Below are 12592 nucleotides of genomic sequence, written 5' to 3'. Positions count from 1 at the left end.
CTCAGGCCGTCGAGGTATTCAGCTGGGGCTGAACTTCGCTGACTCACAGGGTATGCGCCAGTTCCCGGGTGGCGCGCGTCAAACTGAGGCGGTGGAGTTCGGCGCAGCGATATCGCTCTTTTCAGGGGCGGGAGGTCTCGACCTCGGGGTGGAGCAGGCAGGGTTCCGCACCACCGTGGCCGTCGAATGGGACGACGACGCGGCCGACACCATGGAGAAGAACTCGTCGGTGTTCTTCCCCGATCTTCGTGAAGTGCTGCGAACTGACTTGTACCCGTTGGCTACTGCTTCTTACCAAGGAGTAACCACTACTGACATTTTGCAAGCTGGCGGGTTCGACTCCCGGAACCGGCCTGATCTGCTGGTAGGTGGGCCTCCATGTACTGCTTTCTCGAAGTCGGGCTTCTGGCTCGACTGGAAACGCGACGGCACCGATCCGGCGGCCAGCCTGCTCCAGGCCTATACAAGGGTGTTGGCTGAGGCTCGGCCCCGCTGGTTCGTCCTCGAGAACGTCTATGCCCTCACTTTTCGCAACAAGGCCAGCCAGCCTGCTTTCACTCGACTGTTGGCAGAGATTGAGGCCGCTGGATACGGCTACCGGTGGAAGGTACTCAATGCTGCTGACTACGGGGTGCCCCAACTGCGCCCTCGGCTGTTTGTTGTCGGCGCCCTTAATGGTGAGCCGATTCCTGAGCTACCTGAACCCAGTCATCACGGGGAGTGGGAGCGGCGGAGGACCGACGGCGGACCACTGCCCCATGTCACCTCCGGTGAGGCTCTTGAAGGTCTCATCATCAGCCCTGAGCCGAGTGAAGCGGTGCGGGGCAAGTGGGGGCACTTGCTTCCCGAGATCCCACCAGGTGACAACTATCTCCACTTCACCGCTCGACGCGGCCATCCCGAGCCACTGTTTGAGTGGCGGTCTCGTTACTGGTCGTTTCTGCTCAAACTGAACCCTGATCGACCGTCTCCCACGATCCAGGCCCAGCCGGGTCCCAACGTTGGGCCATTCCATTGGGAGAACCGCCGTCTGCGGGTTCCTGAGCTTCGCCGCCTCTTCTCCTTCCCGGACGATTTCGATTTCGTTGGAAAGCGCTCATCTGTGCAGTCACAAATCGGTAACGCGGTCCCGCCTTTACTGGCTCGTCGAGTCGCCGAAGCAGTCGCTGAGGTTCGCCTGATCAGTGCCCGCAGTGGGAGGTAGGAATTGCGATATCGAGTGGGGCATTGATCTGACATGAACTCCCCGGTGGACTGGCTACGAGATCAGCTTGAGGGCTGGGAGCAATCAGCTCTTGGGATTTTCCGCCTCAGGGGCAGCCATGAGCAGTGGCCGGTACGGGCAGCCGGGCCCGAGGAGCTCAAACAGCAGCTCATGCAGAGAGGCCACCTGCTGCCGCTACCAACTGAACCTGCAGCTCTCGCGAACCTGATTGAGATAGAGCTTCGCGAGCATCTCGTCACCGCTGCTGGTCTTTCGTCGGGTGTGGAAATCCGACTTGGTACGGAGCGCTCCTACCCGGACCTGGAACTGAGTGGCGAGGCTTTTGGGGAGGATTGCTACGCGGCTGACATCAAGTGCGCTCGTCGAGCTAAATCCGGAAAGTCCTTACAGAGCCGCATCGCCCTGTACACGGGTAACACCTATTTCCTCTGGCCGCAGCTTAATTTCTCAGGGATTCTGCGCCCATTCGATGAATATGCCGCCCACCTGGCGGTTGTTGTGATTTACGACTTCCACAAGGAACGACCGGAGCGAATAAGCAATCTACAACTGATGGTCCACGAGTCATGGCAGATCGCCTCGACCAAGCGGGCCTCAGCCACACGGGAGTACATAGGCTCGATCCAAGACATCGAGAAATTGCAGGCGGGGCAAGGCGAATTCGATTCTGTCGAGGCATTTGAAGCCTACTGGCGGGCACCGGCACGGAGTTGGAAGAAGTCCCCTGAAGCAGAGAAGCTCCTACGTCGTGTTGTGGAGGGGAGACTGCAAAAGTGACAATGCGTTAGTCTGCATCCCTCTGTGCAGCTAGATGCCTCACTAGATCAGGAGTTGCGGCTATCAGCCTTTGCCTATCTCCGTAACCTCATCTTGCGGACTGGTGGGCTTGCTCATAGAAATGACCTCTTGGGAGGATTCGAGTTTCGTGGCCAGCGATTTCCCCTGCGGCATCCACAGATGGGAATTCACAAGCCCAAGGTGCTGGAGTCAGCGCTGTCCATCTCCACTGCATTTGCTGCAGATCCAGCCAGCCGTCCCTATGACGATCATCCAGGCTCAGATGGATTCATGCGGTACAAGTGGGATGGCCTCGATCCGCAGCGCTACACCAACCGAGCGCTGCGCCTGGCCTGTGAGCGGCAGGTTCCGCTGATTTGGTTCCAGGGAGTGGCTCCGAGCACATATCTGCCCGTCTTTCCCGTCTACTTGGTGGCCGAAGAGTTCAACGAGATGCAGTTCGTGGTGGCCTTGGATGAAGAACAAAGAATGAGATGGGCAGAATCTGATGTGGTTGACTTATCCCTCCATCGCAGATATGCCGACGTTGTAGCCAAGAGGAGGCTGCATCAGCCGGTATTTCGGGCCCGAGTGATAACTGCGTACGAATCGCGGTGTGGGATTTGTGCTCTCCGATATCCGGAGCTGCTGGATGCTGCACATATCCGGGCGGATTCTGAAGGTGGCGAGCCGGTGGTCACGAACGGCATCTCAATGTGCAAGATCCACCACGCTGCCTATGACAGTCACCTCCTTGGCATTAGTCCGGACTACCAGGTCAAGATTCGACCAGATGTGCTGGACGACTCAGACGGTCCGACATTGAGGCACGCCATTCAAGACTTGCACGACTCGCCTCTCCATGTACCACGCCAGCGGGCGGCCAAGCCCGACCGCGATCTCCTAGCTGAGAGATTTGAGGTGTTTCTCAAAGCCTCTTGAGGGGTCGACGGGATTGCCAGTCGGGGGTGGCACACTGGACTGGTGATCCCTGATCGGATCGTGTGTGTGGATTGCGGGGGGTGGTGCCACCGGATCACGCACTGGCCCGAGGACGACCCGCCTGTGCCCGGCGACACTGTGGCCTATCGCTGTTCGGACTGCAGCGACCGTTGGGACATGGTGCTGGACCAAGAGGATTTTGACGACTGATCGGACGTATCGCTAGGGCATCAGAGAGGCGATCCAGGTGTTGAGGCGGGCGGCGTGGGTTTTGGTCATCTCGGAGGGCAACGCCATGAAGCCGTGGGGGGAGTCGGGATAGACGGCCAGCTCCACCGGCGACTCTGCCGCAGCCAATCGGGTGGCGAAGAACAGGGAGTCGTCCAGCAGGTGGTCGTAGGTGCCCACCGACACCAAGCAGGGAGGCAAGCCGGAGAGGTCGGCGAACAGGGGTGACACGTCGGGGTCGCGGCGCTCGGCGTCGGACATCCCCGGGGTGAACGACTCGATCATGAACTGCAACCCCGCCGGACTCAGCATGTCGGGATTACCGCCGTTGCCGAAGATCGACGGGGTGCCCCGCAGGTCGTACCAGCCGAACACCAAGTTGGCCCCCAGTATGCGGTCGATGGCGCCGAGGCGGTCCCGCACCCGCAGCAGGGTGGCCGCCGCCAGATGCCCGCCGGCCGACTCACCGCCGATGAACATCTTGTCGGTGCCCCAGCGCTCGGGGCCGTGCTCCAGCAGCCAGACCGCGGCTGCCTCGCAGTCGTCGGGTCCGGCGGGGTAGGGGTGCTCGGGGGCCAGCCGGTAGTCCACCGACAAAACGGCCAGCCCGTGGCGCTGGGCTATGTCCTCATTGCCCGGGTCGGACATGTTCGGCCGACCCAGAATCCAGCCGCCGCCGTGGATGTGCAAGAACATGGCCTTGGGCTCGTCGGGCACAAACATCCTCACCGGGATCTCACCGGCCGGTCCCGGAATGGTCGACTCGACGGCCATCGACGACGGTTCGGGTTCAAAGGCCAGCAAGTTCTGCCGCATGATCTGGGTCCGGGCCACCGGGTCGTCGGGCAGGTCGGCGTCGTCGTCGCCGGTGTAGTGCAGGTACTCCAACAAGTCCAGGGCCTCCGGGCGATATCCGTCGATCGTGTCGTTCCAGAGCTTCATCGGTATCTCCTGTCTGTTTCGTCTCGTGTCGTCGGGCAGAGTGAACTTGGACTGCTGAGCGGCCTCAGGGCATCAGCGATGCGATCCAGGTGTCCATGCGTTTGGCGTGGGCTTTGGTCATCTCGGAAGGGAAGTTCATGAAACCGTGGGGGGAGTCGGGGTAGACGGCAAGCTCTACCGGTGACTCGGCAGCGGCCATCCGGACGGCGAAGAAATAGGAGTCGTCGGCCAAGTGGTCAAATGTGCCCACCGACACCAGACAAGGGGGCAGACCAGACAAGTCGGCGAACAGAGGCGACACGTCGGGGTCGCGCCGCTCGGCATCGGACATGCCCGGCGTGAACGACTCGATATTGAACTGAAGCCCCTCCGGGTATATCACGTCTGGATTGCCGCCGTTTCCGAAGGCCGACGGGGTGCCCCGCAGGTCGTAGCAGCCGAAAACCAGGTTGGCGCCGAGGACCCGGTCGATGGCACCGAGGCGGTCCCGCACTCGCAACAGCGTGGCTGCGGCGAGTTGCCCGCCGGCCGACTCGCCGCCGATGAACATCTGGTCGGTGCCCCAGCGCTCGGGGCCGTGCTCCAGCATCCAGGCTGCGGCCGCCTCGCAGTCGTCGGGCCCGGCGGGGTAGGGGTGCTCGGGGGCCAGCCGGTAGTCCACCGACAAAACGGCCAGCCCGTGGTGTGTGGCCAGGTACTCATTTCTTGGTTCGCTCATTTGGGGACGGCCGAGAACCCAGCCGCCGCCGTGGATGTGCAGGAACATGGCTTTGGGTTCCTCGGGCACGAACAACCGTACGGGGATGTCGCCAGCCGGGCCCGGGATAGTCGACTCCACGGCCATGGGCGACGGCTCAGGTTCGACAGCCAAAATGTTCTGGCGCTGGATCTGGGCTCGGGCCACGGGGTCATCGGGGAGGTCGCGCCCGAATTGGGCTGCGGGAAAGGCCTCGGCAAGACCAGCCAGCATTTTCTGTGCCTCGGGGCGGTAACCCTCGATTGTTTCGTCCCAGAGCCTCATCGGAGTCTCCCGTCTGTTTCGTCTCGTGCCATTGGGCAGAGTGGTACTACGTTGCCCCTTTTGTGGGCGACGATGCCATTTTCCACTTAGACGGGGACACCGTCGTCCCCTCCATCAACGCCCAGGGGCCATGGGATCCGGGTGTCCAGCACGGCGGTGCGGTGGCCGGAGTACTGGCTCGGGCGGTGGAGCAGGTGTCGACGCCGGTGCCCATGCGAGTGGCCCGCTTCACCCTGGACATGCTCCGACGTGTTCCGCTAAAGCCGCTGACCATCTCCACTGAGGTGCTCCGCACCGGCAAGCGGATCCAAACCGTTCGAGCCGAACTGCACGATGGCGACCTGCTGGTGGCTTCTGCGGTGGCCGTGTCGGTTCGTACTGGAGCTGAAATCGAGACCTTCCCCGACCGCCAGCCCGATGCTCCGCTGCCCCCTCCGCCGGGCAGCGCCGGACGGCCTTTGGGGCTCAATCCCCGGGCGCCGATGCCCGAGGGCTTTCCCCACGTGGTGGAGTTCGACCGGGTGGTCGGCAGCAACCGGGGAGGAACCCCCAGCAAGACCTGGGTTCGCCTGTTGGTGCCATTTGTGAGGGGCGAAGAGACATCGCCGCTGGTCAATCTGATGGCCATGGCCGACTTCACCAGCGGATTGGGGGCTTTCTTGCCCTTCGATCAATACGTGTCCATCAACACCGACTTGACCATCCACGTGGTGCGCTATCCCACCAGCGAGCACATCGGCATTGATGCCGAGACCTGGGCCGACCCCGACGGCATCGGCCAATCCCGAGCCCGACTGTTCGACGAGACCGGCCTGTGCGCCCTGAGCAACGCCAGCCTGTTCATCGAATCCCGCAGCAACTACTAGGCGTCCCCAACCCGCCGTTACGGCACTTGATTCTGGCTTCCTGCACCCGGTAGATGTGTCACACCCTGCTGGTATGAATTACAGCCTTGACTTGTTGGGATGAGAGTTCGAATCGCCCAAATGGGCAGCTTGGTCTGGATTTTGCCAACTGGCAGGAGATGCGCCAGTCGCATGGCGGCACGCGCCAAACTGGGGTTGTGGAGTTCGGCACGGCCATCTCACTCTTCTCCGGCGCTGGTGGATTGGACCTAGGAGTAGAGCAGGCCGGTTTCCGTACCACCGTGGCCGTCGAGTGGGATGACGATGCTGCCGACACAATGGAGAAGAACGCGCCAATATTCTTCTCCGGTTTGCGCGAGGTGTTGAGAGCAGACCTGTATCCGCTGGCCACCGGTATTGATCAGGGGGTGTCCACAGCCGACATCTTGGCCGCAGGCGGGTTTAGCTCTCGGGACAGGCCCGATCTGTTAGTGGGCGGGCCTCCATGTACTGCGTTTTCCAAGTCGGGTTTCTGGTTGGACTGGAAGCGGGATGGCGCTGACCCGGCCGCGAGCTTGCTTCAGGCCTATACCCGGGTACTGGCCGAAGCCCGGCCCCGGTGGTTCATCCTCGAGAACGTCTATGCCCTCACGTTTCGCAATAAAGCCAGTCGTCCTGCCTTTGCCCGATTATTGGCGGAGATCGAAGCTGCCGGATACAGCCATCGCTGGAAAGTGCTTAACGCGGCTGACTATGGCGTGCCGCAACTGCGGCCGCGGCTATTCATCGTCGGTTCCCAAGAAGGCCAACCAATTCCCGACCTGCCGTTCCCAAGCCATCATGGGCAATGGGAGCGACGCCATACCGATGGTGGTCCCTTGCCCCATGTAACCGCTGGTAAGGCTCTTGCAGGCTTGGTTTCTGCTCCTGAGCGAAGCGAGACAGTTCGGGGCAAGTGGGGACATCTGCTGCCAGAGATTCCACCGGGCGACAACTATCTGCATTTCACGGATCGACGTGGCCACCCTGATCCTTTATTCGAGTGGAGATCGCGCTATTGGTCGTTTCTGCTTAAGCTGGACCCCAACCGCCCCTCGCCGACCATTCAGGCGCAGCCAGGGCCCAATGTTGGGCCTTTCCACTGGGAGAACCGTCGCTTGCGGGTCCCCGAGCTTCGCCGTCTCTTTACGTTTCCAGATGATTTTGCCTTCGTTGGCAAGCGCACCTCCGTCCAGTCTCAACTTGGTAACGCCGTCCCTCCGCTGCTGGCTCGTCGAGTAGCCGAGGCAATCGTCGAGACCTCAATCACCAACACTCATCCCAGATGCCAAGGCCTTGAGTTCCGGGCGGAAGTGTTGGCCTGATATGGGATCTCCGCTGGACTGGCTTCGTGATCAAGTCAACGGATGGGAGCAGTCGGCGCTCGGGATCTTCCGCCTCAGGAGCGGCCAAGAGCAGTGGCCGGTCCAGGCAGCTGGACCCGAGGACCTCAAAGAGCAGCTCCTCCAACGGGGCCATCTCCTGCCATTACCGACAGAACCGGCTGCGCTGGCGAACCTCATTGAAATTGAGCTACGCGAGCACCTTGTGACGGCTGCCGCGGGTACCCCAGGAGTAGAAATCCGACTTGGTACAGAGCGCTCTTACCCGGATTTGGAACTGAGTGGCCCGGCATTCGGTGATAGATGCTATGCCGTCGACATCAAATGCGCCCGACGAGCAAAGTCTGGTACATCCCTGCAAAACCGCATCGCCCTGTACACAGGTAATACTTATTTTCTCTGGCCAACGCTCAACTTCTCAGGGATCTTGCGCCCGTTTGATGACTATGCCGAACACTTCGCCGTCGTAGCAATCTATAACTTTCTCAAAAGTCGACCAGAGCGCATCAGCGATCTCCAGATGATAGTTCACGAATCTTGGCGGATTGCTTCTACGAAGCGGGCTTCAGCTACGCGGGAGTACATAGGCTCAGTGCAAAGTATCGGACAGCTCACAGCTGGAGAGGGTGAATTTAGAACAGTGGAGGCGTTCGAAACGTATTGGCGAGCATCATCTCGTAACTGGAAGAAGTCTCCAGAAGCGGAAAAACTGCTACGTCGTGCAATTGACAAATAAAGGAACCAGGCAAAGTCAAGGCTCAAATCCAAATGACAGGTTGCAGGACAATCTCGCAGGTCCCAACAGGGAAATCCTCTAAGGGTAACACGATGCATACTAGTCCTGTCAGGCCAACTCAGCCTCCACCCAATTGGCGAGTAATGGAAGGATGTGTTCTCGGAGTTCGTCGTCAGGAATCAAATTGGGATCCGCGAACTGTTCTAGAGCTTGGACAAACTCGCCCAATCTCTGTCGGGTATCGTGAACCTCATGCGCATTTGGCCGCTCAAGTTCCAAAGCTTCTGCATCATTTACAGCTTCACATCTCGCGGGTACTAGACCAAAGTGTTCGGCACTCCGCATAAGGCCAGCAACGGTATAAAGCCAAAAGGGTTGGCCAACTCTGCTGGCAAATTCCTCACGAAGTGCCGGAAGTGGTCCAAGAGTTTGCCCGGCCTCTTTTCTCCACCAATCCTCCTTTTTATCTTGGGTAACCAACACAGCTGGAAGCTCGGCCAATGCAGCTCGATCCAACAATTGAAACCAAATGATCAAATCTCCAAAAGTACGCCTGTCGTCACCACCTTTGGAACTCTCGTCGGCAAATCCAGGAGGAATTTTTTCCGCAAACCGGCACTTACCCCAAGCATATGCGGCATCAAGTTCGTCCATCGTCGGGGGAGGTCCGACCCTATCCGTCAGCATCTGGGTTTGCCGTGAGTGAATTTCGTCTGATGCAGCTGCGGCTTCAGTGATATCCACCACATTGGCTTCGGCTGATTCAAATATTGAAGCAAAAATTGCCTTGGCGTTGCCAACAGCATCACTAAGGGCAATCCAATCTAGCACTCGAGAGCGGTCGATGTCACTCTTGTGACTGAGCAACTCGTCATGCAAAGAATCCAACGCCTTCTCAACAGCCTGCTTTGTATCACGGACTAGTTGGCCTTGTCTAGCGACGACTCGGATGCGATTTCTCTGGTATTCCAAGGCTGCCTGATGAGGAACCCATAAGCGGTCGCCCAAGGCATCGAGCATGTCAAGCCAATCAATAGCAGTATTGGGAGCAAGTCTATAGGCATGTAAAAGAGCGCTGGCATCCAATGCGACTATACTGTCTGTGCCGATGAGGGCTTTATCTTCTCTGGAGAGAGGATAATAGGAAGCAAACATAGACTGCATCACTGCGTTTCCCCGTTTGATGCAAATGCACGCATCAGAAGGTCCTTTGCTGCAAGCCACCGGCCCTGATTGCTTAGACCGTCAATTTCTGCTTTGGTACCCACGTCTATTAGTAATCCACGCAAATAGATATCCAGTGCTTCAGAGGAAGAGACATTGTCAAGAAAGGGGTGTCGAAGATTTGCTACGACTACAATGTCGCTATTGCTGTCATCAATACTAAGGGCTGCAAAAATGGCGTTGCTACCTTCCTCATCGGTGAAGTAGGCCCGAAATGTTCGCCCAAAAGCTTCACCAGTGACATCCGGCTGAGATGGTGAATACCTATTCGCCAACGCACTTGATTCTGTGCGACGTTCCTCAATGAGATCCGGCGTAAGGGAAAAGGCCGGTTTTCTATCCTTTGAAATGTCCTCTTGGATGGTACGGCTAGCTTTGCGGATGGCTCCTCGTTGAGGTCCCGACCGGTCTCGAAGACGAGTGTGTTCAGCTATGTGCAAATAGTCAGATATTTCGGAATATATCGTTCGCTCCACCGCCAATTCCTCTTCATCTGACCACAAAATGTCATCCTTCGTATGGGTCACCGGAAAGTCGTCAAGGTGAAACTCACCTACTAGCCGTTGGTTTACTAGGTTATTGGATCCCTCCTCTTGGCCGAATACTTCCTGTGGACGCCATGAGTCCGGATACCCCCTAACCATTCGGCCGCTGTGGAACATGGAGAACCCAGCGAGGGCTCGCCCGCCAGGTGATAAAACTCCGACCCAGCCCGAAACTGTCTTGTCCCCTATATTAAAGGAGACCTGCTTTCGGTATTCCTGGCCGTCAGGTCCTAGTAGGAATTGGCGACCTAGTTCCTGCCATTGAAGTTGATCACCCTGCCAAAACAGTTCCAGACGATCGCTTCGTAGATCTTCTCGGTATATGGATACGAGATAATCTTTGGTCTTGCTCGGCCTTCTGCCCAAGAACAACACGTGTAATTGACTGATCTCGATTACTGTGTAGTGAGTACTAGGGTCTACAGGTCGCGTTGTCACAGGCAGTTCCGCGTTTCCCTCTGCAATGTGCTCAACATCGACCGTGACCGTGAGTTCTACATCCGCTCCAAGTCGAGTAGTCGTGACCGTCCAAAAATCACCGAACCAACACGCGGCTGTCTTCATGCCCATGCCGTATCTAGACCGCCCCGAAGGATTCGGCGGTGGTAGGCCTACGGTCATCGCTCTGTCCAGAGTATCGGTGTCCATTCCGATGGAATTATCGGAAATTGTAAGACGACGAGCGGCGTTATCGTAAGAAATGTCTACTTGCAATCGGCTATGTTCCTGGTCCAATATGGGGCCCAGTTCTTCCTCATTGTCAAAAAAGGCTTGAGTCGAATTATCTACAAACTCTGCTAACGCGTGCCATGTCGTGTAGGAAAGTCGTTTATATGAACGGATGGCACCGTGATCTAAATCAAAGGTGGTCATATGGAGTCCTCCGAGCGAAGAATAAAATGGTCAGTAGTGATCCGCCATAGCGAATAAGCGGTTCCAAAAGGTAGGTGACATGTAGATGGCAATTTGAGCAACATGTCATTGCCAGAAGGCGTGAATGTTGGCTCTATGCGATCTCCCTCCCACTCTACGACCACATTATGTGACGGCCATCTGTCGGCTGTTCCCTCCAGCCGCCATACATGGGGGAGTTCAGGAAGGGGAGCACAAGCTGAAAAGTATGAACCCTGTGCAGCGGGTATATTGCCATTGAGTCGCAGGATTCTTGTGTCTGCTTCCTCAGAAAAAACCTCCAAAACTGCTAGAATCCCCTCTTGGTTGTGCATTTGTTCAAACCATTGAGGATTTGGATTGCTAACAAAAGCTACGACATCTGGAGTTGTATTGAGAATAATGTCCTTGATCGATTCATCGTCATCGACAGACAAAGATGTTGCTATGTCGGAGGCTTCGGAAACCAAATAGGTAAGACGACGCATGGCGAATATTGGTACGAGCACGTCTAGGTCAAAGTTCTTGATTGATGTCACAATGATTCCTACCCACCACTTCTCACCTTGTGGGTCCAAAGCAATGATATCGATGGGCACTTCTTGGTTGTTGAAGTACTTGACTAAATTGGACTTGGTTACTAAGAGTCCTGGAAGAAGATGCGTGGCATTGTAAGTGAGAGCATCTTGAAGTTCAAAGCGTCGAAGGTGAGAGGGGTGGCTTCGGCGGTATACGCTGCCATCTGCAAGCATTTTTGTCATGTTAATATCGTATCTTGGCCGATCTCCTCAGGAGATAGATTCCATTGGACCGAGTCGAATCGCGCAGTTGACCCTCGGATATAGTCGAAATCGGTTTCTATTGATATCCAATTCCTAGCTAGTGATTCTGCCACGTAGCCTGTTGTATTGCTTCCTCCAAACGGGTCCAGAACTAAATCATTAGGTTCTGTCAGAAAATTTACAAAAAACTCCACCACTTCGGGTTGCATCCTTGCTGGATGAATGGGGAGATTATTTTGCCGACAAACCTGTTGATATTTGCCCATGGATGTGGTATTGGAAGCAGTTAGGACATTTGAGGGTATCGCTCCTCCGTTATTGGAGAGAAAGGATTTTGATCCAATCCGATGACCGGAGGGGCGATTACCGGCATTGTAGTGCTGTTTTGCAAGCAATGTTTTCATGGATTCGCTGTATTCTATGAGTACGTTCCGGTTGTCCGCATGTGGCCTAGGCGTTGGAGCGAGCCACCACGCATGTGTGAATGTGTCCTTTACTCGTATTCGTTCAACATTTACCCACTGCACGGGGCTGGGAAGTCGGGCAGGGTTTTGGATAATGAATTGTTGACAAAGGGAGAAGCCAGTCTTTTCTTTAATAGATAGGAGGGTCTCAAGGGGGAGTGTTGACATTTCGGGAGAGCGTGGCACCCAGGCATTCCCGAGTTCAATTACTAATGATCCATTAGGCTTGAGGAATTCGACAGTATTTGCGACTACGGAGGTTATCCACTCAAGGTACTCTGTGCCCTGTAGATTCCCGTAAGCTTTTCGTTTATTCAAGGGAAACGGAGGACTGGTCAGAATTAGTTGGATCTCCCCCTTCAGGGAATTGGCGATTTGATCGTGAAGAAATTCTTCCACACGTCCCCAGTAAGCTTTACCCATATGGGTTGAATATGCTTGCCGAATCATGATGAGGTTGTGGTTGGCTGCTCGGTAGGGCCCAGGTGTGAGCGTTGGGATTGGATGGACAACATGGTGGCATTATATGAGTGGCAGCGACAGTGGAGGGAGATCCAGTACACTTGATGTCTCATTTGGGTGGTTGAG

Annotated in this window: 13 protein-coding genes; 7 read left to right on the top strand and 6 right to left on the bottom strand. The window is 56.7% G+C overall.

Translation table 11 applies throughout. The annotated features are described in order from the left end of the window. Window positions 1-52: 52 nt before the first annotated feature. From ACOGJC_RS04290 to ACOGJC_RS04275, 4 genes are all read left to right on the top strand, one after another. A complete protein-coding gene (locus ACOGJC_RS04290) occupies window positions 53-1204 on the top strand; it encodes a DNA cytosine methyltransferase (RefSeq protein ID WP_419847275.1) in 1152 nt (383 codons plus the stop codon). Window positions 1205-1237: 33 nt separating this feature from the next. After that, entirely contained in the window at window positions 1238-2002 is a 765-nt protein-coding gene (locus tag ACOGJC_RS04285; protein WP_419847274.1) for a type II restriction endonuclease, read from the top strand. Window positions 2003-2131: 129 nt separating this feature from the next. Continuing rightward, a complete protein-coding gene (locus ACOGJC_RS04280; protein WP_419847273.1) occupies window positions 2132-2944 on the top strand; it encodes an HNH endonuclease in 813 nt (270 codons plus the stop codon). A 42-nt stretch (window positions 2945-2986) separates the two neighbouring features. Continuing rightward, window positions 2987-3154, top strand: a complete 168-nt coding sequence (locus ACOGJC_RS04275) for a hypothetical protein (RefSeq protein ID WP_419847272.1) — start codon at window positions 2987-2989, stop codon at window positions 3152-3154. A gap of 12 nt (window positions 3155-3166) precedes the next feature. On the opposite strand, the gene ACOGJC_RS04270 is transcribed toward ACOGJC_RS04275, so the two are convergent. Together ACOGJC_RS04270 and ACOGJC_RS04265 are read right to left on the bottom strand one after the other, a co-directional pair. Next, on the bottom strand, window positions 3167-4114 hold the full coding sequence (locus ACOGJC_RS04270; RefSeq protein WP_419847271.1) for an alpha/beta hydrolase: 948 nt from the start codon (window positions 4112-4114) through the stop codon (window positions 3167-3169). Between the two features lie 64 nt (window positions 4115-4178). Beyond that, window positions 4179-5135, bottom strand: coding sequence for an alpha/beta hydrolase (locus ACOGJC_RS04265; RefSeq protein ID WP_419847270.1), 957 nt, complete (start codon window positions 5133-5135; stop codon window positions 4179-4181). A 62-nt stretch (window positions 5136-5197) separates the two neighbouring features. Between ACOGJC_RS04265 and ACOGJC_RS04260 the strand changes: the two genes are divergently transcribed. The 3 genes from ACOGJC_RS04260 (at window position 5198) to ACOGJC_RS04250 (ending at window position 8098) form a co-directional block, all read left to right on the top strand. Next, on the top strand, window positions 5198-6001 hold the full coding sequence (locus tag ACOGJC_RS04260) for a thioesterase family protein (protein WP_419847269.1): 804 nt from the start codon (window positions 5198-5200) through the stop codon (window positions 5999-6001). A gap of 158 nt (window positions 6002-6159) precedes the next feature. Next, window positions 6160-7344 (top strand): DNA cytosine methyltransferase, encoded by a 1185-nt coding sequence (locus ACOGJC_RS04255; RefSeq protein ID WP_419847268.1) that lies wholly within the window; start codon window positions 6160-6162, stop codon window positions 7342-7344. Window position 7345: 1 nt separating this feature from the next. Then, window positions 7346-8098: a type II restriction endonuclease gene (locus ACOGJC_RS04250; RefSeq protein WP_419847267.1), complete on the top strand. Its 753-nt coding sequence runs from the start codon at window positions 7346-7348 to the stop codon at window positions 8096-8098. A 108-nt stretch (window positions 8099-8206) separates the two neighbouring features. Here the strand turns inward: ACOGJC_RS04250 and ACOGJC_RS04245 are convergent, their stop codons facing one another. From ACOGJC_RS04245 to ACOGJC_RS04230, 4 genes are read right to left on the bottom strand one after another with little or no spacing between them, the layout of a single operon-like run. Next, window positions 8207-9262, bottom strand: a complete 1056-nt coding sequence (locus tag ACOGJC_RS04245; RefSeq protein WP_419847266.1) for a PIN-like domain-containing protein — start codon at window positions 9260-9262, stop codon at window positions 8207-8209. Then, a complete protein-coding gene (locus tag ACOGJC_RS04240) occupies window positions 9262-10740 on the bottom strand; it encodes an ATP-binding protein (RefSeq protein WP_419847265.1) in 1479 nt (492 codons plus the stop codon). Before ACOGJC_RS04240 ends, ACOGJC_RS04245 begins: the two co-directional genes overlap by 1 nt. Beyond that, window positions 10737-11519, bottom strand: a complete 783-nt coding sequence (locus tag ACOGJC_RS04235) for a hypothetical protein (RefSeq protein WP_419847264.1) — start codon at window positions 11517-11519, stop codon at window positions 10737-10739. Before ACOGJC_RS04235 ends, ACOGJC_RS04240 begins: the two co-directional genes overlap by 4 nt. Further along, on the bottom strand, window positions 11516-12403 hold the full coding sequence (locus tag ACOGJC_RS04230; RefSeq protein WP_419847263.1) for a DNA-methyltransferase: 888 nt from the start codon (window positions 12401-12403) through the stop codon (window positions 11516-11518). Before ACOGJC_RS04230 ends, ACOGJC_RS04235 begins: the two co-directional genes overlap by 4 nt. Between the last annotated feature and the right edge of the window lie 189 nt (window positions 12404-12592).

Origin of the sequence: Candidatus Poriferisocius sp., assembly GCF_965204015.1 — a bacterium.
Lineage (GTDB): Bacteria > Actinomycetota > Acidimicrobiia > Acidimicrobiales > Bin134 > Poriferisocius.
The sequence above is the reverse complement of the archived record's forward strand: the minus strand, read 5'-3'. Positions and strand labels throughout refer to the sequence as shown.